At 68.5% G+C, this 22888-nt stretch carries 23 protein-coding genes; 18 read left to right on the top strand and 5 right to left on the bottom strand.

Features of this window, described 5'->3' with window-relative positions; all coding sequences use genetic code 11:
- Nucleotides 1–145 precede the first annotated feature (145 nt).
- The 4 genes from ACFVVC_RS05690 to ACFVVC_RS05675 are packed head-to-tail and all read left to right on the top strand — an operon-like array spanning nt 146 to nt 4254.
- Nucleotides 146–1807: a hypothetical protein gene (locus ACFVVC_RS05690; RefSeq protein ID WP_387450422.1), complete on the top strand. Its 1662-nt coding sequence runs from the start codon at nt 146–148 to the stop codon at nt 1805–1807.
- A 52-nt stretch (nt 1808–1859) separates the two neighbouring features.
- The gene (locus ACFVVC_RS05685) at nt 1860–2864 is read left to right on the top strand and encodes a co-chaperone YbbN (RefSeq protein ID WP_387450076.1); all 1005 of its coding nucleotides are present in this window, start codon (nt 1860–1862) and stop codon (nt 2862–2864) included.
- A complete protein-coding gene (locus ACFVVC_RS05680) occupies nt 2864–3961 on the top strand; it encodes an NADH:flavin oxidoreductase/NADH oxidase (RefSeq protein WP_387450074.1) in 1098 nt (365 codons plus the stop codon). The genes ACFVVC_RS05685 and ACFVVC_RS05680 overlap by 1 nt, the downstream gene beginning before the upstream one ends.
- A gap of 14 nt (nt 3962–3975) precedes the next feature.
- Nucleotides 3976–4254 (top strand): DUF3253 domain-containing protein, encoded by a 279-nt coding sequence (locus tag ACFVVC_RS05675; protein ID WP_387450072.1) that lies wholly within the window; start codon nt 3976–3978, stop codon nt 4252–4254.
- 21 nt (nt 4255–4275) lie between these two features.
- Here ACFVVC_RS05675 and ACFVVC_RS05670 read toward each other — a convergent pair whose 3' ends face one another.
- Nucleotides 4276–6153: a Na+/H+ antiporter gene (locus ACFVVC_RS05670; RefSeq protein WP_387450070.1), complete on the bottom strand. Its 1878-nt coding sequence runs from the start codon at nt 6151–6153 to the stop codon at nt 4276–4278.
- A gap of 52 nt (nt 6154–6205) precedes the next feature.
- On the opposite strand from ACFVVC_RS05670, the gene ACFVVC_RS05665 reads away from it, so the two are divergent.
- The 5 genes from ACFVVC_RS05665 to ACFVVC_RS05645 all read left to right on the top strand — a co-directional run bounded on the left by ACFVVC_RS05665 (nt 6206) and on the right by ACFVVC_RS05645 (nt 11576).
- Entirely contained in the window at nt 6206–7000 is a 795-nt protein-coding gene (locus ACFVVC_RS05665) for an ABC transporter ATP-binding protein (RefSeq protein WP_387450068.1), read from the top strand.
- Entirely contained in the window at nt 6982–8550 is a 1569-nt protein-coding gene (locus ACFVVC_RS05660) for a transporter (protein ID WP_387450066.1), read from the top strand. The genes ACFVVC_RS05665 and ACFVVC_RS05660 overlap by 19 nt, the downstream gene beginning before the upstream one ends.
- A 20-nt stretch (nt 8551–8570) precedes the next feature.
- Nucleotides 8571–9350, top strand: a complete 780-nt coding sequence (nagB, locus tag ACFVVC_RS05655; RefSeq protein WP_387450064.1) for a glucosamine-6-phosphate deaminase — start codon at nt 8571–8573, stop codon at nt 9348–9350.
- A gap of 109 nt (nt 9351–9459) precedes the next feature.
- Nucleotides 9460–9798: a DUF3039 domain-containing protein gene (locus ACFVVC_RS05650; protein WP_110541018.1), complete on the top strand. Its 339-nt coding sequence runs from the start codon at nt 9460–9462 to the stop codon at nt 9796–9798.
- Complete coding sequence (locus ACFVVC_RS05645) at nt 9798–11576, top strand: DEAD/DEAH box helicase (protein ID WP_387450062.1); 1779 nt, start codon at nt 9798–9800, stop codon at nt 11574–11576. Before ACFVVC_RS05650 ends, ACFVVC_RS05645 begins: the two co-directional genes overlap by 1 nt.
- Before the next feature lie 3 nt (nt 11577–11579).
- On the opposite strand, the gene ACFVVC_RS05640 is transcribed toward ACFVVC_RS05645, so the two are convergent.
- Nucleotides 11580–12212 carry an isochorismatase family protein gene (locus ACFVVC_RS05640; RefSeq protein ID WP_387450060.1) on the bottom strand — a complete coding sequence of 211 codons (633 nt, stop codon included), beginning with the start codon at nt 12210–12212 and terminating at the stop codon, nt 11580–11582.
- Nucleotides 12213–12221: 9 nt separating this feature from the next.
- Complete coding sequence (locus tag ACFVVC_RS05635) at nt 12222–13550, bottom strand: nicotinate phosphoribosyltransferase (protein WP_387450058.1); 1329 nt, start codon at nt 13548–13550, stop codon at nt 12222–12224.
- 126 nt (nt 13551–13676) lie between these two features.
- Here ACFVVC_RS05635 and clpS point away from each other — a divergent pair, with 126 nt between their 5' ends.
- From clpS to rdgB, 6 genes are all read left to right on the top strand, one after another.
- Nucleotides 13677–14060: an ATP-dependent Clp protease adapter ClpS gene (gene clpS / locus ACFVVC_RS05630; protein ID WP_387450056.1), complete on the top strand. Its 384-nt coding sequence runs from the start codon at nt 13677–13679 to the stop codon at nt 14058–14060.
- On the top strand, nt 14053–14619 hold the full coding sequence (locus tag ACFVVC_RS05625) for a DUF2017 domain-containing protein (RefSeq protein WP_387450054.1): 567 nt from the start codon (nt 14053–14055) through the stop codon (nt 14617–14619). Before clpS ends, ACFVVC_RS05625 begins: the two co-directional genes overlap by 8 nt.
- 105 nt (nt 14620–14724) lie before the next feature.
- The gene (gene murI / locus ACFVVC_RS05620; RefSeq protein WP_387450052.1) at nt 14725–15753 is read left to right on the top strand and encodes a glutamate racemase; all 1029 of its coding nucleotides are present in this window, start codon (nt 14725–14727) and stop codon (nt 15751–15753) included.
- On the top strand, nt 15750–16547 hold the full coding sequence (locus ACFVVC_RS05615; protein ID WP_285247583.1) for an MBL fold metallo-hydrolase: 798 nt from the start codon (nt 15750–15752) through the stop codon (nt 16545–16547). The genes murI and ACFVVC_RS05615 overlap by 4 nt, the downstream gene beginning before the upstream one ends.
- 29 nt (nt 16548–16576) lie before the next feature.
- Complete coding sequence (gene rph / locus ACFVVC_RS05610) at nt 16577–17335, top strand: ribonuclease PH (protein WP_387450050.1); 759 nt, start codon at nt 16577–16579, stop codon at nt 17333–17335.
- Nucleotides 17332–17979 carry an RdgB/HAM1 family non-canonical purine NTP pyrophosphatase gene (gene rdgB, locus ACFVVC_RS05605; protein ID WP_387450047.1) on the top strand — a complete coding sequence of 216 codons (648 nt, stop codon included), beginning with the start codon at nt 17332–17334 and terminating at the stop codon, nt 17977–17979. The genes rph and rdgB overlap by 4 nt, the downstream gene beginning before the upstream one ends.
- Before the next feature lie 78 nt (nt 17980–18057).
- On the opposite strand, the gene ACFVVC_RS05600 is transcribed toward rdgB, so the two are convergent.
- On the bottom strand, nt 18058–18852 hold the full coding sequence (locus ACFVVC_RS05600) for a VTT domain-containing protein (RefSeq protein WP_387450420.1): 795 nt from the start codon (nt 18850–18852) through the stop codon (nt 18058–18060).
- Nucleotides 18853–18935: 83 nt separating this feature from the next.
- Between ACFVVC_RS05600 and ACFVVC_RS05595 the strand changes: the two genes are divergently transcribed.
- Nucleotides 18936–20003, top strand: coding sequence for an exonuclease domain-containing protein (locus ACFVVC_RS05595; RefSeq protein ID WP_387450045.1), 1068 nt, complete (start codon nt 18936–18938; stop codon nt 20001–20003).
- A gap of 78 nt (nt 20004–20081) precedes the next feature.
- Nucleotides 20082–20561 carry a DUF4395 domain-containing protein gene (locus ACFVVC_RS05590; protein WP_387450043.1) on the top strand — a complete coding sequence of 160 codons (480 nt, stop codon included), beginning with the start codon at nt 20082–20084 and terminating at the stop codon, nt 20559–20561.
- Here ACFVVC_RS05590 and ACFVVC_RS05585 read toward each other — a convergent pair.
- Complete coding sequence (locus ACFVVC_RS05585) at nt 20542–21627, bottom strand: ADP-ribosylglycohydrolase family protein (RefSeq protein WP_387450041.1); 1086 nt, start codon at nt 21625–21627, stop codon at nt 20542–20544. The two genes, ACFVVC_RS05590 and ACFVVC_RS05585, sit on opposite strands and share 20 nt — an antisense overlap.
- 209 nt (nt 21628–21836) lie before the next feature.
- Between ACFVVC_RS05585 and ACFVVC_RS05580 the strand changes: the two genes are divergently transcribed.
- Complete coding sequence (locus tag ACFVVC_RS05580; RefSeq protein WP_387450039.1) at nt 21837–22865, top strand: aquaporin; 1029 nt, start codon at nt 21837–21839, stop codon at nt 22863–22865.
- Nucleotides 22866–22888 lie beyond the last annotated feature (23 nt).

Below are 22888 nucleotides of genomic sequence, written 5' to 3'. Positions count from 1 at the left end.
CAGCCGAAGGCGCCGCCGGTGGACCCTCGGGCTGCCCGCCCGGAGCCTGGATTCGGGGTCCCTGGTAACAAAAAGGTTACTATTGAAGGTAAACCCCCGCTGATGATAGGTGTTTCCCTTGCGTTTAAAGACTGCAGCCGCACTTGTGCTGCTCGGCCTCCTGACACTTTTGGCCGGCATCGGCCAGAGAACCATCTGGGCTCCCTCCGAGACGTTCACTGCGTCCGTACCGGCCGACGCCGCTGCGGCCCCCCTGACTGTCATTGACCAGAAGCTGCGCACACTGCACGGCGGAACCGTGAAGATCTCGGTTCAGGGCGACGGCAACTTCATGCTGGCAACGGGCCGGCCCGACGACGTCAACGCGTGGGTTGGAAAGACCGCCCATAACACCATCAACGGGGTGTCGGAGGACGGAAAGTCCCTCCAGGTAGAGCATGCCGACGGCGACGCCACGGCGCCCAACCCGGCGGGCTCGGACCTCTGGGCGTCAAATGAGAATGCCAGCGGCCAACTGGACTACACGTGGACCCCGCCGGCTGACGGCGACTGGAGCCTCCTGCTTGCCGCCGACGGCACCAAGGCGGCCCCCGCGTCGGTGTCCATCACGTTCCCGAACGATACGTCCACCCCGTGGGCTGTTCCGCTGATGGTCATCGGCGGATTGCTGGTGGTGGGCGGGGTCGTGCTCGCTTTGGTGTCCGCGCGGACCAAGGACGGCGAGGGCGGCGAGGGCGGCGGCAGCGGCTACGCCCGGCGGGCCCGGGCCCGTTCGCAGGCGCAGTCCCCAACCAAGGCCACCATGGTGGCCGCAGGTGTGGCGGCGGTGGTCCTGGCGGGATCCGGCACCGCTGCGCAGGCGGCAAGCCCCAGCCCGCAGCCTTCGGGCAGTGCGTCGTCACCGGCGGCCAAGGACGGAACCGGTTCTCCGGTCCTGTTGGAAGCCCAGTTCCGGCGGATCCTGGAGCAGGTCTCGAGCGCCACCGACGCCGGGGACGCCGCCAAGGATGCAGCGAAGCTCGCCGACCGCGTGGCCGGACCCGAGCTGGAAATCCGGACCCAGAATTACAAGATCCGTTCCCAGGTCGGCTCGTACGAGCCCCGCATGCCTGTCCGCTCCACGAAGCTGCTGACCACCGTGATCACCAGTGGCCGTGACTGGCCGAGGCAGGTGCTGGCCGTAACCCAGGGCGACGGCAACGTGGTACCGCAAATCCTGACGCTGGTCCAGCAGTCCCCGCGGGAGAACTACAAGCTGATGGAGACCACCCCCCTTCAGCCGGGCACCACGTTCCCCACCATCGGCCGCGGCGGTACGCAGACCCTGGCCGCCTCGGACAAGTCGGGGCTGCTCTACAGCGGCGAGGAAGCCATGTCCGGCCTGGCCGACAGGCTCACCTCCGCGGACTCGCCGTTCAAGGACAAGCTGGTGGAGGGTTCGTCCTCGCCGTACATCGCTGACACCCTGTCCTACCAGGCGGAGGTGGTGAAGGCCGGCGAGAACGGCAACTTCTCCTTCACCCACAAGGTGATGCCGGAAAGCACAGTGGTTTTCCGTACTTCCGACGGCGGGGCACTCGTCCTGGGCCGCATCAACTTCGGCTTCGAGGGCACCCCCAAGGCTGCCGGTGACAAGCTCAGCATTGGTGACGACGCCGCGGCCCTGGCCGGCGGCAAGGAAACCAGCACCGGCATGGTCCTGAGCTTCGCCGAATCCATGGCAGTGTACGTGCCGCCGGCGGGATCCACGGACCCGATGAAGCTCGTTGCCGCCACCCGCGGCCTGGTGGGGGCCACCTTCAAGTAGGCCCCTGACTGTATTACCACCGCCAGCGGCCGGAGTGGCTAGAGTGGGAAACATGAGTTCGCCAGCTTCCCGCCCAGTCCCTCCTGCCGCTGCCAACCTGCTTAACCTGCGCGGCGCCGTCGACCTTTCCTCGCTGAAGCGGCCCGCGGCTCCCGCCGGCGCCGCAGCTCCCGCGGCACCGTCCGGCCCGGCAGCCGCGCCGGGCCCGGTGCCTGGCCAGGAGGCACGGGAAGGCGGACCGGAGCTCACGGTCAACGTCACCGAGGCGAACTTCCAGCAGCTCGTTGAACTGTCCGCCCAGGTCCCCGTCGTGTTTGCCCTGTGGGCCTCCTACTCACCGGAGTCCGGCAGGATGCTGGAAACCCTCGAGCGCGTGGTTGCCTCTTATGGGGGCCGCCTGGTCCTGGGCGCGGCGGACATCGAAGCCTTCCCGCAGCTTGCCCAAGCCTTCCAGGTGCAGGCCGTCCCCACCGCCGTCGCCGTCCTGAAGGGGCAACCGGTGCCGCTCTTCCAAGGCGCCGCGGACGAGCAGCAGGTGCGCGGCCTGTTCGATGAGCTCCTCAAAGTGGCGGCGGCCAACGGTGTGACCGGAAGCCTCGACGGGGGGCCGGCCGGAGAGCAGGAACCCGCGCCGCTCCCGCCGCTGCACCAGGCCGCTTTCGATGCCATCGAAGCCGGCGACTACGCCGCCGCCGCGGAGGCCTACCGGCAGGCCTTGCGGGAAATGCCCTCGGACCACGAGGCGAAGGCCGGGCTGGCGCAGGTGGAATTGATGGACCGGCTGCAGCCGTTGTCCGCCCAGGACAGCGAAGCCCTCCGCACCCGCGCGGCGAACGAGCCGGACAGCCTTGACGCTCAACTGGCGGTGGCGGACCTGGACGTGGCGGGCGGCCATGTGGACGACGCCCTGAACCGCCTGGTGGCGTTCATCGGCAGGAACTTCGGCCCGGAGCGGGAAACAGCCCGCGTCCGGCTGCTGGAACTGTTCGACGTCGTGGGCGCCGGAGACGAGCGCGTGGCCAAGGCGCGCCAGGCGCTCGCACGGGTGTTGTTCTAGTGCCTGCCCTGTTCCAGCCGCTGGCCTTGAGGTCGCTGGAGCTGCAGCACCGGGGTTGGGTTTCGCCCATGTGCCAGTACAGCTGCGATCCCGACGACGGCCCGGGGGTTCCGAACGACTGGCACCTGGTGCACCTGGGCGCGTTTGCCACGGGCGGCGCCGCACTGATCCTCACCGAAGCGGCAGCCGTCAACGCCGAGGGCCGGATCAGCCCCCGCGATGCGGGCTTGTACAACGACGAGCAGGCCGGGGCCTGGCAGCGGATCACGTCGTTCGTCCACCGGAACGGGGCCGCCGATGCCAAGATCGGCGTCCAGCTGGCCCACGCGGGCCGGAAGGCGTCCACCTATTGGCCGTTCTCCGGCAAGCAGGGCAGCGTTCCGGCCGCCGAGGGCGGCTGGCCCACCGTCGGCCCGTCCGGAACCGCCTTCGAGGGGTATGCGGCCCCTGCGGCCATGACCCTGGAACAAATCCGCGGCGTCATCGCCGACTTTGCCGCCGCGGCGGTCCGCGCCGTGGACGCCGGTTTTGACACCGTGGAGATCCACGCCGCGCATGGCTACCTCCTGCACCAGTTCCAGAGCCCGCTGATCAACGAACGCGACGACGAGTGGGGCGGTGACGAAACCGGACGAAACCGGCTGACCATTGCCGTGATCGACGCCGTCCGGGCCGTCATTCCGGATTCCATGCCGTTGCTGCTCCGGATCTCGGCCACCGACTGGGCGCCCGGCGGAGTCGACCTGGCGGCTTCGGTCCGCCTGGCCCGTGAAGCTGCCGCCCACGGTGTGGACCTGGTGGACGTGTCCAGCGGCGGGGCTGTGGCGCACCAGCAGATCAAACCGGGCCTTGGCTACCAAACAGGTTTCTCCGCAGCCATCAGGCAGGAGGCGCACGTGGCCACCGGGGCGGTGGGACTCCTGACCACCCCGGGCCAGGCGGAGCACGCCATTGCCACCGGACAGGCGGACGGGGTCTTCATCGCCCGGGCGGCCCTCCGCGACCCGCACTGGTGGCTGCGCGCGGCCTTCGAACTTGGCTACGACATCAGCTGGCCGCCCCAGTACGAGCGCGCAGTGCCGCGGCGCACCTTCTGATGGCCGCCTGAGCCATGGACAACCGGCAACAGGACCACGGGCCGTCCTCCGTTGACGGTGAGCTCGAAGCCAGCATCCTGCAGCTGCTGGCATCACGGGCCGCGACGTCCAGCATCTGCCCGTCGGACGCTGCCCGCGCTGTTGGCGGGGCGGACTGGCGGGGACTGATGGAGGCTGCGCGCCAGGCTGCCCGCCGGCTGGTGGACGCGGGCGAGGTGGAGATCACCCAAGGCGGTGCCGTCGTGGATCCGGCAGCAGCCAAGGGCCCTATCCGCATCCGCAGGGCCCGGTAAGCGGAACCGGTCCGGTGCGGGTCAGCCCAGCAGGTCATCCACATAGCACCAGCGCCACTGTTCGCCGGGTTCGATGCTTCGCATGACGGGGTGCCCCGCCTCCTTGAAGTGGCGGCTGGCGTGCCGCCCTGCGGACGAATCGCAGCAGCCCACCTGCCCGCACGCCAGGCACATGCGCAGGTGCACCGGGGTGGTCCCCTCCAGTTCACAACCTGCGCAGGACGGGTTGTCGGGGACCGGGGACAGCATGGCCGCTGTCAGGTGGTCGCAGACGCCCCCGGGCTGGGCCAATCCTTCGCCGCCGCCGGCGTCCGCGGCCGAATCGAGCTCGTTGAGGGACGCGTCCAGCATGGACTCCTCTATATCCAGCCGTTCGAGGACTTCGCTGAGGACTTCATGGGCGAAGTCGCCGCCGCGGCGCAGCTCCAGGACCTTGTCCCGTTCGGCTTCCAGCATTGCCATCCGCAGCTGGGCGTAACGCTGGCTGGGTGTGCTTGACTCCGCCGCCGGCCGGCCCAGGCGTTCCCAGGCGGCCAGGCCGCGCTCCTGCGTCCGCCGCCGCAACATGTCCATGACCTCCGGGGGATCGCTCTCGCGCCGCAGCTGGTCCAGGCGGTCCATTCCCGCGGCGGTGGCCAGCTGCATCAGTGAGGCCTGGTTCAAAGCGTCTTCACGCCTGTCCGGCCCGGGCACACCCAGGGCACGGACCAGGGCGGGGAGCGTGAATCCCTGCAGCACCAGGGTGCCGGCCACCACCACCATGGCTGCCAGGACCAGCACGTTGCGGTGCTCCAGGCCATCGGGCAGTGTCAGGACGGCGGCCAGCGTGACCACGCCGCGCATGCCCGCCCAGGACACGATGGCCGGAAATTGCCAGGGCGGGGCCGGGTCCTTCCGCCGCACCGAGGGAATCAGCCGCGGCAGGTAGGTGGCCGGGAAGACCCAAACCGGGCGCAACACCAGGACGGCCAGCAGGATCACGGCGCAGCCAAGCCACACGCGGCCGGCACCCAGCGAGTCATCCTGGACGCTGTCGATGATGGTCCGTACCTGCAGGCCGATCAGCAGGAACACCGCGTTCTCCAGGAGGAACTGCACGGTGTCCCAGTTGCTCCGGGCACTTTGCCGCGCAGCGCCGTTGGGCATCGAGGGTGCTTTGGTTCCCATGGCCAGGCCGGTAACGACGACGGCGAGCACCCCTGATGCGTGGATGGTTTCGGCGGGGAGGAACGCAACGAACGGAGCCATCAGCGACGCCGAGGTGTTGATGGCGACGTTGCTGATCCGTTTCCGGATTTCGGTGAGGAGATACGCGGCGGCGAGTCCCACCACCAGGCCGCCGCCGGCGGCCAGCACGAAGCCTCCGGCCACATCCAGGGCCGAGACGGATCCGGCGATTGCCGCGACGGCGGCGCGGAGGCAGACCAGCGCGGTGGCATCGTTGAGCAGCGACTCGCCTTCGAGGATGTTGACGATCCGCCGGGGCATGCCCACCTTCCTGGCGATGGCGGTAGCGGCCACCGCGTCCGGGGGTGCCACCACTGCACCCAGTGCAATGGCGGCGGCCGGCGGGATTTCCGGGAACAGCAACCACACCACCAGCCCGACGGCCAGGGTGCCAAAGATGACGTACCCCACGGACAAGAGGCCAATGGACCGGCGGTTCGAACTGAAGTCGAACAGCGATGTCCGGAACGCCGCCGCATACAGCAGTGGAGGCAGCAGGCCCACCAGCACCAGTTCGGGATTCAGCTCAACAGGTGGAATGAAAGGCAGGAACGAGCCCGCCACGCCGGCCAGGATCAGCAGCAACGGCACGGGGATATTGAATCTGCGGCCGATGGCGCTGCCGGCGCACACCACAGCAACGATCACCAGCAGGCCCAGCGCAATGTCCATGACGATAGTCTCGCACCCCGCACGGCGCCGTTCCGCGGGCTAGGCTGGCACCATGACTGCTCCGATCCCTGACCAGGTGTCGAATTCCGGGCCCATCCCGGCCCTGTCCATCCGCGGGCTGGCCAAGAGGTTCGGCGGCAAGATTGCGGTGGACGGCATCAGCCTGGAGGTTCCGGCAGGCTCATTCTTCGGCATCGTGGGTCCCAATGGTGCGGGCAAGACCACTACGTTGTCCATGGCCACGGGGCTGTTGCGCCCTGACTTTGGCACGGCCGTGGTCCATGGGGTGGATGTCTGGCAGCATCCGCTGGAGGCAAAGCGGTTGATGGGGATCCTGCCCGACGGTGTCCGGCTCTTCGACCGGCTCACCGGCGAACAGCTCATTACCTACGCCGGGTTGCTGCGCGGCATGGACAAGGCCGTGGTGGCGGCCCGGGTGGCAGATCTCCTCGCGGCGATGGACCTGGCCCAGGACGCCGGGACTTTGGTGGTGGACTATTCCGCCGGCATGACCAAGAAGATCGCCCTTGCCTCCGCCATGATCCACGCCCCGCGGGTCCTGGTCCTGGACGAACCCTTTGAAGCGGTGGACCCGGTCTCCGCCGCGAACATCCGCTCCATCCTGGACCGGTACGTGGCTTCCGGGGGCACCGTCATCGTTTCCAGCCACGTGATGGACCTGGTGCAGCGCATGTGCGACCACGTTGCCGTGGTGGCCCGCGGCCGGGTCCTGGCCGCAGGGACCGTGGACGAGGTCCGGGCCGGCGCTTCCCTCGAAGACCGGTTCGTGCAGCTGGTGGGCGGTCACAGCCACACGGAAGGGCTCGAATGGTTGCGCACCTTCTGAGGCTTAAGCTCACGCTCCTGCGGAACGGACTGCGCCGCAGCCCCTGGCAGCTGGTGGGTATGGCCATCGCAGGGCTCTATGCGCTCGGGCTGGTGGCCGTGCTCATCATCGCCCTGGTCCTGCTGCGGAACGCCGGCACCGGAACCGCCCACACGGCGGTGGTGCTGGGCGGTTCCGCCGCCGTGCTCGGCTGGGGCGTCATACCGGTGGTGGCCTCCGCCACGGACATGACACTGGATCCGGCCCGCTTCACGACATTTGCCATTCCCATGAAACAGCTTCTGGCGGGCCTTGCCCTTGGCGGCCTGATCGGCATCCCGGGCCTTGCCACCGCCCTGGTCGCCCTGGCAACGGTAGCCACCTGGTCCCGCGGTGTCCTGCCCGCGCTCGCGGCCCTCGTGGGCGCGTGCCTGGGCGTCATGACGTGCGTCGTGCTGGCCAAGGTTGTCACCACCGCCACGGCGAGCCTGGCTGCGTCCCGGCGATTCAAGGACATCAGCGCCATCGCCTTCATGGTTCCCCTGGTCCTGCTTGGTCCCATCGTGGCGGCAGTGGGCCGCGGAGTGTCGGCATCCACGGGATTCCTGCCGGCTTTCGCCGGGACCCTGTCCTGGACTCCGCTCGGCGCGCCGTGGGCGCTCGGCGGTGACGTCGCTGCCGGCCGGCCCGGTGCGGCGGTCAAGCTGCTCGTGTCAGTGGCGGTCCTGGCCGGCCTGGCCTGGTGCTGGAAGCTGCTGCTGGTGAGGGCCCTCGTCACCCCGCCCTACGCCGGTGCCGGTAAACGGAAGGGTGGCCGCCTTGGGCTGCTCGGGGTACTTCCGGCTACCCCGGCGGGCGCGGTGATGGCGAGGTCCCTTACCTACTGGCTCCGGGACCCGCGGTATTCCGGTTCCCTCGTGGTGATCCCGCTGCTTCCCGTGATCATGCTGTTCCAGGGCGCGCAGACAGGCCATTACGAGGGCGTGGCCTTCCTTGCCCCGGTCTCGGCGTTCATCCTCGCCTGGTCCATCTCCGCGGACGTGTCCTATGACAACACCGGGTTTGCCTTGCACGTGGCTACCGGCGTCCGCGGCGTGGCGGACCGGCTGGGCCGGTCCCTTGCCTGCCTGGCATTCGCCCTGCCGGTGGTCCTGGTGTTCGCGGTGGGGGCTGCGGCGCTTACCCGCGACTGGGCTGCGTTGCCTGGCCAGCTGGGGCTCAGCCTGGGGATCCTCTTCAGCGGCCTCGGCTTGTCTTCGGTGGTATCTGCCCGGTACACGGTCACGGTTCCGCTGCCCGGCGACAGCCCGTTCAAGAAGCCGCCCGGGAACGTCGGCCAGACCCTCGCCGTGCAGTTTGTGGGAATGCTGGTCCTGCTGGTCCTGGTGCTCCCCGAGGCAGCCCTGCTGGTGGCACACGCCGTGACGGGCAGGGCCTTGTTCGGGTGGATCAACCTGGCCGTGGGCGTCATCCTGGGCCTGGTCCTCTTCGTGGCGGGTGTGCGCCTGGGCGGCAAATGGCTTGACGCCAGGGGCCCGGAACTCCTGGCGCAGGTTTCCGTCAACCGCTGACAAGCCCGGGAGGGAAGAGCATGGAAATCGTCATTCTCGGCGGCAGCAGGCAGGCCGGAAGGCTCGCGGCCGACGCCATCGAAAAACTGGTCAGGCACAAACCCGATGCGGTGCTTGGCCTCGCCACCGGCTCCTCACCCCTGCCCGTCTATGACGAACTCGCGGCCCGGCACCAGCAGGGCCTGGACTTCAGCAGGACCTCCGGGTTCGCGCTGGACGAGTACGTGGGCCTCCCCGAGGGCCACCCGGAGTCGTACCGGGAGGTGATCCGGCGCGAATTTACCAACCGGGTGAACATCGTGCCGGAGAACGTCCACGGACCGGACGGAACCGCCGAGGACATCCCGGCAGCGTGCGCCGCGTATGAGCACGCCATCGCCGCGGCCGGTGGTGTGGACCTGCAGCTGCTGGGCGTGGGGACGGACGGCCATATCGGTTTCAACGAACCGGGCTCGTCCTTCGCCTCACGGACCCGGATCAAAAGCCTGATCGAACAGACACGCCGGGACAACGCCAGGTTCTTCGACAGCCTCGCCGAGGTCCCGCACCACGTACTGACCCAGGGCCTGGGCACCATCATGGCAGCGCGGCACGTGATCCTCCTCGCCACCGGCGCGCAAAAGGCCAAAGCTGTGCGCGACTTCGTGGAGGGCCCGGTGGCGGCCATCTGCCCGGCCTCCATCCTGCAGTTCCATCCGCATGCCACGGTCCTGCTGGACGAGGCCGCCGCGTCGGCCCTGAAACTGGCGGATTTCTACCGCCACACCTACGAGAACAAGCCCGGCTGGCAGGGGCTGTAGCCGGCGTACGTCGCCCTCCGTTACGTGCTCAAAAGGCATGACCGCGGCCGGTGCCGTACCCAGGCGCGGGCGTGCCGCCGTCGAACGCCCGGCCGCCGGAAAGGCTAAGATGGATGCCATGACTAGCATGACGGACCCTCTCGAAAACGACCCGATGCGCGAGCTTTCCGGGGCTGGAACGTCCACGGCCACCATTGAGCGCGAGGAACTGCGCCAGGAGGTGGAACCGGGCGACCGGGAGCGCTTTGCCCACTACGTGCGCAAGGAAAAGATCATGGAGTCCGCGATGACGGGCGAGCCCGTCATCGCGCTGTGCGGCAAGGTCTGGACGCCGGGCCGGGACCCGCAGAAGTTCCCGGTATGCCCTGAGTGCAAGGAAGTCTATGAGGGCCTCCGGCCGGGCAACGACGGCGGGAAGGGTCCGGGAGACTCGGGCAACAACAAGTAGTGACGGAGACGCTCTTTGGCGGCCCCACCCTGCCTCCGGCTTATCCGGAACGTGCAGCCTGGGGAACCGCGCCCAAACTCCGTGCCTGGCAGCAGGAAGCCCTCGACCTCTACTTGGCGAACAGTCCCCGCGATTTCCTCGCGGTGGCAACCCCCGGCGCCGGTAAAACCACGTTCGCGCTCCGGGTTGCCTCGACGCTGATCGATTCCGGGGCCGTGAACCGGGTGACCATCGTGGCACCCACCGACCACCTGAAGCGGCAGTGGGCTGACGCCGCCGCAAAGGTGGGCATCGCCATCGACCCCAACTTCAAGAACTCCGACGGCCAGCACGGCCGCGGGTTCATCGGTGTTGCCGTGACGTATGCCCAGGTGGCCAGCAAGCCCATGCTGCACCGCGCCAAGACCGAGGCCGCCCGGACGCTGGTGATCCTCGACGAGATCCACCACGGCGGCGAAGCCCTGTCTTGGGGCGACGGCCTCCGCGAGGCGTTCGACCCCGCGGTGCGGCGGCTGTCCCTGACCGGTACGCCCTTCCGTTCGGACACCTCGCCGATCCCGTTTGTGGAATACGCGGAGGACCGCGACGGCATCCGCCGCTCCAAGGCGGACTACACCTATGGCTACGGCAACGCCCTGCGGGACCACGTGGTCCGGCCGGTGATGTTCATGGCCTACTCCGGCCAGATGCGCTGGCGCACCAGCGCGGGCGAAGAGATGGCCGCCTCGCTTGGTGAGGCGGCAGTCACCAAGGACATCACCAGCCATGCCTGGCGGACGGCCCTGAACCCGGCGGGGGAGTGGATCCCCGCTGTCCTGGCCGGTGCGGACAAGCGGCTCAGCGAAGTCCGGCGCACCGTACCGGACGCCGGCGGACTGGTCATCGCCACGGACCATGAAGACGCACGCGCCTACGCCGGGCAGCTGAAGAGGATCACCGGTGAGTCGCCCACCGTCATCCTGTCCGACGACGCCAAGGCGTCCAGCAAGATCGAGGAATTCTCCGCCGGCGAGAAGCGCTGGATGGTTGCCGTCCGCATGGTGTCCGAAGGCGTGGACGTGCCCCGGCTCTCCGTGGGCGTCTACGCGACGTCCACCTCCACCCCGTTGTTCTTTGCCCAGGCCGTGGGACGCTTCGTGCGTGCCCGCAAGAGGGGCGAAACGGCATCGGTCTTCCTGCCGTCCGTGCCGCAGCTGATGGCACTGGCCAACTCCATGGAAATGGAACGCGACCACGCGCTGGACCGGCCGGAAAAAGAGGACGGCGACGGACTCTTCAACCCCGAAGACTCGCTGATGGAGGAGGCCAACCGGGAAGAAAAGGCCTCCGACAGCCTCACCAAGGGCAAGTTCGAGGCACTGGACTCGCAGGCCTCCTTCGACCGGGTCCTCTTTGACGGCGGCGAGTTCGGCACCGGCGGCGAGGTGGGGTCCGACGACGAAATGGACTTCCTGGGAATCCCGGGCCTGCTTGACGCCGAGCAGGTGGGGACGCTCCTGCGCCAGCGCCAGCACGAACAACTCAACCGGAAGAACCGGAAGGCCCCGGCCGCCGAAAGCCAGGTTCCGGCCGTCCCGGACCACCGGATGCTGATGGACCTGCGCAATGAGCTCGCCAAGAACGTGGCCGCCTGGGCGGCCCGGACCGGCACCCCGCACGGCGTGGTCCATACCAAGCTGCGCACCGTGTGCGGCGGCCCCCCGGTGGCACAGGCCAACGAGGAACAGTTGCAGTCCAGGCTGCGGAAGCTTCAGGACTGGTTCATCGGCCGCAAATAGGGCTCAGGCGAAATCCACGCCGCCCAGTTCCATTTCGGCTACGGCGTCTTCGAGGTCCTCGGCAATCCCTGCCGTCAGGGACCGGACCACGGTGACGCCGTAGCCCGCCTGGACGGCGTCCAGCGAGGTGGCCTTCACGCAGTAGTCGGTGGCGATGCCCACCACCACCACGTCCTCGACGTCATGGCCCTGCAGCCAGTCATCCAGGCCGATCGCGTCTTCGTCCACTCCGGACGCGTCCGCGGAGCCGGCCATTCCGCCGGCCTGGCGCTCCCCGGTGGGAACGGCGTCCTCGGGAGCCAGCAGGCCCTCGAACCCTGAATACGCGGCCGCGAACTGCCCCTTCCGGAAGTACGCGTCGATGTACTCGGTGTCCAGGTCCGGGTGCAGCTCGGCGCCCCGGGTGCCCGCCACGCAGTGCCGGGGCCAGCTGTCCTTGAAATCGGGAGTTTCGGAGAAATGGCTGCCCGGATCGATGTGCCAGTCCTGGGTGGCCACCACATAGTCGAATTCGCTGTGGTGGGCGTCCAGGTACTCGCTGACGGCGCCGGCCACAGCCGCACCACCGTCCACGGCGAGCGAGCCGCCCTCGCAGAAATCGTTCTGGACATCGACGATGATCAGGGCGCGGGACATCAGTCCTCCTCAGTGGTCTTCATAGAAAGTGGGGATGGCGGGCTCGCCCCGCTGAAGGCGGTTCACCACCGGAGGCAGTTCCGCCATGGAATCGGCGTGGCGCTGCCGTGCGCGGACCACGCCTTCGTGCCCGGTCCAGCCCGGCAGCAGTTCACCGTTCTTCATGAACTGCTCCAGCAGCGGCCGGTCGTTGCCGTCATCCTCCGGCCGGTGGCCCACCCCCACCACCTCGGCGGTGGCGGTGCCGCGCTCGTCCAGCTTCCGCAGGGCATACTTCCGGCCGCCCACGCTGGCCTTGTTCTTGGCCGCCTTGGCCACGGACACGAAGGTTCCGGCGTCGTCCGTCCGGCTGACCAGTTTGTAGACCATGCTGGCGGTCGGTGCCCCGGAGCCGGTCACCAGGGAGGTCCCCACTCCGTAGGAATCAACGGGAGCGGACTGCAGCGCCGCGATGGCGTATTCATCGAGGTCGGACGTGACCACGATCTTCGTGTGCTCGTTGCCGAGGTCGTCCAGCAGGCGTCGCACCCACTGCGCCTGGGCCACGAGGTCGCCCGAGTCCAGGCGGACGGCACCCAGCCGGGGCCCTGCCAGGTCCACGGCCGTGCGGACCGCCTTTTCGACGTCGTACGTGTCCACCAGCAGGGAGGTGCCTTCGCCCAGCGAGGCTATCTGTGCCTCGAAGGCCTCCCGCTCGGTATCGTGCAGCAGCGTGAACGAGTGCGCGGCCGTACCCACGGTGCGGATGCCGTAGCGTGCGCCCGCCTCCAGGTTGGAGGTGCTGTCAAAGCCGGCGATCACCGCAGCCCGCGCGGCGGACGCTGCAGCTTCCTCGTGTGTCCGGCGCGAACCCATTTCAATGCACGGACGGCCGCCGGCCGCGCTGACCATCCGGGACGCGGCGGAGGCGATGGCGCTGTCGTGGTTCAGGACGGAGAGCAGGTAGGTTTCCAGCATGCAGGCCTCAGCGAAGGAGGCCTCAACGATCAGGATGGGGGAGTTGGGGAAGTAGGCTTCGCCTTCCGCGTAGCCCCAGATGTCCCCGGAGAACCTGTAGTTGGCCAGGTACTCCAGCGTCTCCTGGTTGACCACCCGGGTACGTTCCAGGAAGTCCAGCTCGGCCTCGCCGAACCGGAAGCTTGCGATGCCCTCCAGCAGGCGCCCGGTACCCGCCACAATTCCGTAGCGCCGGCCGTCCGGCAGCCGCCGGGCGAAGGCCTCGAACACCGATTTGCGGTGCGCCGCCCCCGAATGGAGGGACGCCTGCAACATGGTCAGCTCGTAATGGTCGGTGTAAAAGGACGTGCGGGGATGGTCCCAGCCGGCGGAGGTGCTCACGAAAGTCACTCTAGTCCCCGACGGCTCCCTCGTCTCGCTTCGCTTCGACGTGGGGCCCTCGCCGTCGTGGGCCCACCCACCGGCTCCCTCGCCGTCGTGGGCCCCTCCCGCCCATAGAATGGACAGATGACCATAAGCGTTGCGCCCGGCCCCGACACACGGGAGGGCATCCGGACCGGCACAGCGGAGTCCACCGACTCCCTCACCGCTCCGGACATCCCCTGGAACCTGGTGATCTGGAACGATCCCGTCAATCTCATGAGCTACGTGAGCTACGTCTTCCAAAGCTACTTTGGCTACTCCGAGACCAAAGCCAACAAGCTCATGATGGAGGTCCACAAGAAGGGCCGTTCGATCGTTGCCTCAGGCAGCAAGGAACAGGTGGAACGCCACGCGGTGGCCATGCACGGCTTCGGGCTGTGGGCCACGGTGGAAAAGGCCAGCGGCGGCCACGGCGGCAAAGCCGGAAAGTCCGGCGGTCCGGGCCAGGGTAAGGGGAAGCGTGGCTAAGGCATTCAAATACGGCCTCAAGGGCATCACCGGGTTCCTGGAACCTGCCGAACGGGACCTGCTGCGCAGCCTGATCGACGACGTCATCTCCATGCTCCAGCCGGAGGAGCGCGACGGACAGGATCCGCTGGCTGCCCTCATCGGCCTGGACATGGACGTTGCCGAACCTACGGACCGCGCGGTCAAGCGGCTCCTTCCCAACGTCTCAAAGAACGACGACGCCGCGTCCCTGGAGTTCCGCCAGCTCACCGAGCGTTCGCTGCGGGAAACCAAGATTGGCGCGCTCCGTGCGGCGGCATTGGACCTGGACAAGGACGAGATCGTCCTGACGCCGGAGGGGGCCAAGTACTGGTCCATGGCGCTCAATGACGTCCGGCTCGTCCTGGCAGAGCGTCTGGACATCCGCGACGAGGCGGACGCCGAACACGTCCACCGCATGCAGGACTGGTCCCAGGCCGAGGATGTGGAAAGCTACCTGGCGCTGGTTTACAACTTCACCACTTGGCTTCAAGAGTCCGTGGTCCAGGCCATGCTGCAGTCCCTGGAAACCCGCCGGTGAGCTGGGGCGGCCAGGGGGAGGCCCTTGGTTGTGACACATTCGACATGAGTCGCTGGACACAAGATGATGGCTGAGCCTTCCGGGAAGACCTATCCTCGAATAATCATGACAACAGCCTCGAGTACGGACCCGACGTTGGATGCGCAGCCTGCCGGCGACGGCGACCTCCCGGCCGCCGCACCGGAAACCCGGCCCATCGGCGTCTTCGACTCCGGTGTTGGCGGGCTCACCGTGGCCCGCTCCATCATTGACCAGCTGCCCAACGAGTCAATCCTCTACGTCGGCGATACCGCGCACGGGCCGTACGGTCCGCTGCCCATCGCCGAGGTTCGTGCCAACGCGCTGGGCGTGATGGACGAGCTGGTGGACTCCGGTGTCAAGCTGCTTACCATCGCCTGCAACTCGGCGTCGGCCGCGGTCCTTCGGGACGCCCGCGAGCGGTACACCGCCAAATACGGCATCCCCGTCATCGAGGTCATCCAGCCTGCCGTGCGGCGCGCCGTCGCCGCCACCCGCAGCGGGAAAATCGGCGTGATCGGCACCTCCGCCACGGTGGGCTCGCGCGCGTACGAGGACACGTTCGCCGCCGCCCCGGACCTGGACATCACGTCCGTGGCCTGCCCCGAATTCGTCAGCTATGTCGAGGCCGGCATCACCACCGGGCCGGCGCTGCTGGCTGTCGCAGAGGAATACCTGGCGCCCCTGAAGGCCGCCGGGGTGGACACTGTGGTTCTGGGCTGCACGCACTACCCTTTGCTGACCGGCGTCATCTCGTTTGTGATGGGCGGGGACGTCACGCTGGTCTCCAGCGCCGAGGAGACGGCCAAGGACGTCTACCGCGCGCTGGCCACCCATAATCTGCAGCGCCCGTCCGCCTCGCCGCCTGAGCACCACTTCGTGGCCACCGGCGACGCCGGCCAGTTCGAGGCGCTGGCCCGGAGGTTCCTGGGCCCCGAAGTCCTTTCGGTCCGGCACGTGGACCACGTCGCCGCGCAATACCCCACCGGCAGCCTGGCCCGAATTACACCGGAAATGATCGCCGCAGCCCAGGCCGCGCGCGGACGCCCCCGGATCTCCAACTTCGTGGGCGGCGGATTCGCCGACGCCGGCCGAGCCGGAGGGCCCCGGCCGTGAAGCTGACCATCGTGGGGTGCACGGGCTCGTTCCCCGGACCCGGCTCCCCGGCGTCATGCTACTTGCTGACCGCCACGGACGGCGACCGCACCTGGAAGGTGGTGATGGACCTCGGCAGCGGTGCGCTGGGCGCCATCCAGCGGTACACCGACCTTGAGGACATCGACGCCATTTTCCTCACCCACCTGCACCCGGACCACTGCATGGACCTGTGCGGGCTCCACGTCGCCATCCGCTGGAAGCCCGGCGGCTGGGGCCGCGGCCGCATCCCGGTCTGGGGCCCGGCGGCGACGGCCAACCGGATGGCCACCGCCTACGGCCTGGACCCGGATCCCGGCATGCATGAGGAATTCGACTTCAGCAACTGGACCGAGCGCGAACCCGTGACCGTGGGGCCGTTTACAGTTACGCCTTTCGCCGTCAACCATCCCATCGAGGAGGCCTACGCCCTGCGGGTGGAGGTGGTGGAACCCGGCAAGGACGGCGTCCCCGTCACCCGGACACTCACGTATTCCGGCGACACCGACTCTTGTGCCGGGCTTGAGGAAGCCGCCAAGGACGCGGACCTGTTCCTGTGCGAGGCAGCCTTCGAAGAGGGCCGCGACGACGGCATCAAGGACGTGCATCTGACCGGAAAACGGGCCGGGGAGACCGCAGCCGTGGCAGGGGCCCGCCGGCTCCTGCTGACCCACATTCCGGTGTGGACATCACCCACCACCGTCATGGCCGAGGCCCGCCCGGTTTTCCCCGGCGATGTGGCCGTGGCCGTCGCCGGTGTCCACTACACGATCTAGCTGCAAGCGGCACTCGATAAGCTAAAGGCATGACATCTGAAGCAACTGCAGTGCCCATTGTGCGCGCCGACGGCCGCGCCCCCGACCAGCTCCGGCCCATCAGCATTACCCGCGGATGGTCCAACCAGGCTGAAGGATCGGCGCTGATCGAGTTCGGCAACACCAGGGTGCTGTGCACGGCCTCCCTGACTGCCGGCGTTCCCCGCTGGCTCAAGGGCGAAGGCCGCGGCTGGGTCACCGCCGAGTACGCCATGCTGCCCCGCGCCACCAACACGCGCTCGGACCGGGAATCGGTCAAGGGCAAGATCGGCGGCCGCACCCACGAGATCTCGCGCTTGATCGGGCGTTCGCTGCGCTCCATCATCGACACCAAGGCGCTGGGCGAAAACACCATCGTGCTGGACTGCGATGTGCTGCAGGCCGACGGCGGCACACGCACCGCCGCGATCACCGGCGCCTACGTGGCGCTGGCGGACGCTATCCGGTTCGCCCGCGATACCAAGCTGATCTCCAAAAACGCCCAGCCCCTCCTGGACACCATTGCTGCCGTCTCCGTCGGCATCATCGACGGCGTTCCCATGCTGGACCTGCCGTATGTGGAGGACGTGCGGGCCGAAACCGACATGAACGTCGTGGTCACCGGATCCGGCAAGTTCGTCGAGGTCCAAGGCACCGCGGAAGGCGCCCCGTTTGACCGGGAGGAGCTGAACCAGCTTCTGGACCTGGCCCTGCTGGGCACCACGCAGCTTGCCGCCATCCAGCGCGAAACCCTCGCGGACACCCTGTGAGCACACCCGCACCCCGGCTCGTGCTCGCCACGCACAATGCAGGGAAGCTGCGTGAACTCCGTGAACTGCTGCGCGGCCAGGTGCCCGGGCTCGACGTCGACACCCAAGTGGTGGACGCGGCGGCGGCAGGTGCGCCGGACGTCGTCGAAACAGGCGTGACCTTCGCCGAGAACTCTCTGCTGAAGGCGCGCACCGTAGCCGGGGCAACCGGCCTGCTGGCCATCGCCGACGACTCCGGGCTTGCCGTGGACGTCATGGGCGGGGCGCCGGGCATCTTCTCCGCCCGCTGGGCGGGACGGCACGGCGACGACGCCGCCAACCTCGAACTGCTGCTGAACCAGCTGTCGGACGTTCCCGATGAGCATCGCGGCGCAGCGTTCGTTTGCGCGGCGGCCCTGGCGGTCCCTGCCGGCACCGCCGGACCGGGCCGTGAAGTGGTGGAGTACGGCCAGCTCGAGGGCGTCCTCCTGCGCGAACCCCGGGGCGCCGGTGGCTTCGGCTACGATCCCGTGCTGCGGCCGGCCGGCGAGAACCGCAGCTGCGCCGAGCTGTCCGCCGACGAAAAGAACGCCATCAGCCACCGCGGCAAGGCCTTCCGTGCCCTGCTCCCTTCCATCGTGGCTGCCCTGGAAGCGGCAGGCTGAAGGGAGCGGCAGGCGGCAGGACAGAAAAAGGTGCGCACCCCGGCCGGGGTGCGCACCTTTTCCGGACGTGCCGCCTGACTATTCGTGCCGGCCGCCGCGGAGCTTGCGGGACGTCTTCTGCTCCGCCTCCGGTTCGTGCTCTTCGATGAATTCGTCGACGGCGTCGGTGCCGTAGGCCTGCGCCTGGCGCCTCGCCGACATCCCGCGCAGGAGTTCAATGCCGATGGGCACCACTGAGACCAGCACGATGGCGATGAAGATGACGTCCAGGTTGTCCCGGACCCACGGAACGGTGTCGCCCAGCAGGAACCCGAGAAGGGTCACGCCGCCGCCCCACAGCACCGCTCCGATGACGTTGTAGATGAAGAACTTGCGCTTGCTCATCTGCGCAACGCCGACGATCACGGGGACAAAGGTCCGGATGATGGGAACGAAGCGGGCCAGGATGAGCGCCTTGCCGCCGTGCTTCTCGAAGAACGCGTGCGCGCTCTCGACGTTCTCGCGCTTGAACAGTTTGGAGTCGGGCTTGTTGAAGAGGGCGGGGCCGGCTTTGGAACCGATCAGGTAACCCGCCTGGTTGCCGATGATGGCGGAGACCACGATCAGCAGGGCCAAAAGCCAGATGTTGAACTTGATGGTGTCCGTAGCCACCAGCAGGCCCGCGGTGAACAGCATGGAGTCGCCGGGAAGGAAGAATCCCACCAGCAGGCCGGTCTCGGCGAAGACGATGCCGCACACCAGCAGGACCACCCACGGGGCGAGCGCAGGATCGGCCAGGAAGACCTGGGGGTTCAGCCAATCGGGCAGGAAGGAGGCCATTGGCGGCTGTACCGGACCTGCGCCGCCCAGCATGGACACGGCGAGGTGGTTCATCACAGGAAAGTTCACCCCTCAAGCGTACTTGACGGGCCTGTCCCTCCCGGGCCGGGGCAGCCGGCAGCGGTAAGGTGGGGGCCGTGGGTTTGGACTTTACGGCGATCGACTTCGAAACAGCCAACGGCTTCCGGGGCTCCCCGTGCTCCGTGGGCCTGACGAAGGTAAGGGGCGGCAAAATTGTTGCCGAGGCCTCCTGGCTGATGCGGCCCCCGGCCGGCTACGACCACTTTGACCACCACAACGTCCGGATCCACGGAATCACCCCTGCCGCCGTTGCTGTCCAGCCTCGGTTCGGGGAGCTGTTCCCGGAAATCGGGGCGTTCATCGGCGAGGACGTACTGGTAGCGCACAACGCAGCCTTCGACCTGGGCGTCATCCGATCGGCGCTGGAAGTGTCAGGGCTGCCGGGGCCGGCCTACGACTACGTGTGCACGGTGATGTTGTCACGCCGGTGCTATTCGCTGGTCTCCAATTCGTTGCCCTTTGCCGCGGAGGAAGCGGGCGTGCCGCTGGTGAACCACCACGACGCCGCGGAGGATGCCCGCGCCTGCGCCGGCATCCTGATCGACATTGCCGCCCGCAACGGTGCAAACAGCATCGCAGAACTGTATCTCTCCCTGGGTTTGGCCATGCCGCGCCAGCAAGCGTTTGACCCTGCCACCGGTGAACTGTCGAAGCCGAGCCTGGCTGCCATGTCCGGCGCCTCCGGCAACGGCGCTGCGCTGGTGCGGCGGTTCCAGTCCGGCTGGCCCGAGGAAGGGCTCAATCCCGAACCGAACGCCGACGCCGAGCCCGGCCACCCGCTGTACGGCCAGACCGTCGTGTTCACCGGGCAGCTGTCCATCGGCCGCCCGGACGCCAAGCTCCGGTCGGCGCATCACGGTGCCCGCACCGAAAGCAGGGTGACCGGCCGCACCACCGTCCTGGTGGTGGGGGATGGCTTTGTGGCCTCGGACTTGCGCAACGGGCGGCTCACCGGGAAGGCACGGCGCGTCCTGGAGCTCCATGAGCGGGGACAGGCCATCGAGGTGTTGTCCGAGGGCGAGTTCCTGCAGATGGTAGGCAGTGCGGCTGTGCCTGCCCCCGGCTTTGAAGCCCTGACCGGACCCACCGGAGCGGATGCCTTCGCGGCGGCTGTCAACGCCTGAGCGGCCTCGCGGTACCCGCCGGGTTCATCCGGCGCAACAAATCTTGGCCGCCGGGCCCGACGCTCCTAGCCTTGCGAGATGAGCTCCTTGTTCGCATTCCCCAACCCCGTCAACGAGTACGCGGCCCGCACCACGGCTGCCCTGGTGGTACTGCTCGCGGTGGTGACCGCCGTGACGGGTTCCGTGTGGGGCCTGCTGGCCCTCGCCGTCGGGTTTTGGCTGCGGCTGCTCTTCGGCCCGCGGATCTCCCCGTTGGCGGTCCTCTCCGTGAAGGTCATCACCCCGCGGCTGGGAAAGGTGAAACTGGTTCCCGGGCCGCCGAAGCGCTTTGCCCAGGGCATCGGTGCCGCCGTGTCCACCGCCGCCCTGCTGCTGCTCGCGTTCGGCCTGGGCGTGGCTGCGTGGCTGCTGCTGGGAATCCTGGTGGTGGCGGCATCGCTGGAAGCTTTTGCCGGGTTCTGCCTGGGCTGCACGATTTTCGGCTTCCTGCAGCGCCGCGGAGTGATCCCCGAAGACGTCTGCGAGGCCTGCAACAACATCAGCCTTCGCCGGTCGTGACCCCCACCAGCTGATCGGCCATCCCACGGATCACGTCGTGGCCTTCCAGGGCCTCGAGCCACGGGGCGGGCAGGCAGTCCTCCCCGTACCTGGCGCCCAGGATGTTGCCGGCCAGGGAGCCGGCGGTGTCGCTGCCGCCGCTGTGGTTCACCGCCACAGCTATGGCGTCCCGGAAGTGCTGTTCCGGCAACACCGCGGCGCCGTCGGCCGGAAGCGTGGCGAGAACGGCGTAGAGTGCGACCGCGAGTGCCTCCTCCGCGAACCAGCCCCCGCCCAGTGCCTGGATCAGTTCCTCGGGCGGAACAACCGCTGTGTCCGCGAGCCGCAGGGCGGCCCCAAGCCGGTCGGGCAGCTCCGGCGCCACGTGCGGAATGGCGGCCGCGTGGGCGGTCACGGCGGCGGCGGCTTCCCGCAGGTCCGCTCCGGCGACCAGGCGGTGGATCAGGAGGCTGAAAACACCGGAGCTTTGGCGTGCCGCCGGGTGGCCGTGGGTCAGTGACGCGGCATCGGAACTCATCTTGTAGGCAGCCTCGGGCGAGATGTGCGGGATCAGCCCGAACGGCGCCGAGCGCATCACCGTGCCGGCACCTTTCGAGTCCGGATTGACGGGCCTCACCGAGGTTCCCATCTCCCCGGTGGACAGGCCGCTGATGCAGTCCTGTTCCGGGTGCCGCTGCTGCCGCAGTACCTCATTGCCGTCGATCCAGCGGGGCTGGGGGGCCGGTGCGGACGGCCCGGCGTCTGCGCCCTGGGTGGCCAGCCAGCGCAGGTAGGCCAGCCAGACGCACGCATTCACGTCCGCGCCCACGCCGGAGTTGGCCCACTCCAGCGCCTCCACCAGGCCGTCCACGGTATACAGGGTCAATTGCGTGTCGTCGGAGAAATGGCAGCGACCGGAGAGGTCTTCGAAGCCTGCCAGGCCCTGGGCGCCGAAACGACGGCGGATCTCGTCGATGGAATCGAACTCCACGGCGTAGCCCAGCGCATCGCCCAGGGCCCCGCCCAGCAGGGAGCCATGGATCCGGGACTTGGGGGTGGGTGTAGGCGTGCCGTGGTCGATGCTCATGGAGACAAATTTACCGTCCGGACGTGCTCCGAACGGTCGGGCCCGCGGCCCGCAGGGAAGGGACCGCGGGGCGGGGGCGGACAGCAGGGGTCCAGCAAACGCCCAGACTGGGCTGGAATACTGCTCGGGTTGCCCGCGCTGCCCGCCGCACCTGCCGGCCGGCGCGGCTCCGGAACCCCACAGAGCACCCGACGAGCAAAGGTCCCACCATGAGCACCCCTGTCCCAGCCCGCGACGCACTGCAGCCCGGCGGCACGGATCCCGCCCGCCGGGGCCTGCTGCCCCGCCTGGCAGCCGAGGCTTTTGGCAGCCTTTTCCTGGCGGTGGCAGGGCTGGGCGTACCGCTGTTCAGCATTCCGCAGTCCAGCCCGGTGCCCTCGGCACTGGCTGCCGGCCTCGCCATCACGGCCGCCATGCTCGCGTTCGGGCATATCTCCGGTGGCCACTTCAACCCGGCCATTACCCTGGGCCATCTCCTGGCCGGACGGATCCGGGCCGGGGCTGCCGCAGCGTACGCCGCCGCCCAGGTCGTGGGAGCCCTGGTGGGTACGCTTGCCCTGTTCGGCATCCTGCGCACGCTCCCCAGCATTCCCGACAGCCGGACCGCCTTCGATACCGTGGCCGCCGGCTTCGGTGAACACTCCATCATCCAGGCGCCCCTTGCCGCGGTGGTGCTCCTCGAACTGCTGGGGGCCGCGATCATCGTGGCCATCTTCCTGGGCGCTGCAGGCCGGGACAACAGCGGCCTGCGCGAGAACGCCGGCGCGGACGGCAGCGGCCGGACAGTTGCGGCCGTTGCCGTGGGCCTGTCCTTCGCAGCGCTGCTCCAAGTGGGCCAGTCTGTCGGCAACCTGCCGTTCAACCCCGCACGGGCCCTCGCCTCGGCCGTCTTCAGCTCCGGCGCGGCGCTGGGACAGGTGTGGGTGTTCCTGGTGGCCCCGCTCGCCGGCGCCGCCATCGCGGGCCTGGTGTTCCGGATTTCAGGCACCCCTGACGCCATGCACAGCGCCGCAGCGGCGGACGCCGCTGCAGGCGACGAGGGCACCGCCAGCGCGGAAACAGGTGCCCGGGACGCCGGCCCGGAGGCCGGAGCTTCGCCAGTCCAGGCCCGGGACGACGACGGCGGCGAAGCCCTGGGGGCGGAGGCGCACCTTTCCCCGGCACCCACCGCCGCACCGGACAAGCAGGCGGGAAACGTCAGCGAGGCGCAGGAGTTCTTCGAGGGCAAGCGATCCTGAACAGTCCGCACCGCGGCGGTTTC

Origin of the sequence: Pseudarthrobacter sp. NPDC058196, assembly GCF_042882685.1 — a bacterium.
In the GTDB taxonomy this organism is placed as follows: Bacteria; Actinomycetota; Actinomycetes; order Actinomycetales; family Micrococcaceae; genus Arthrobacter.
The sequence above is the reverse complement of the archived record's forward strand: the minus strand, read 5'-3'. Positions and strand labels throughout refer to the sequence as shown.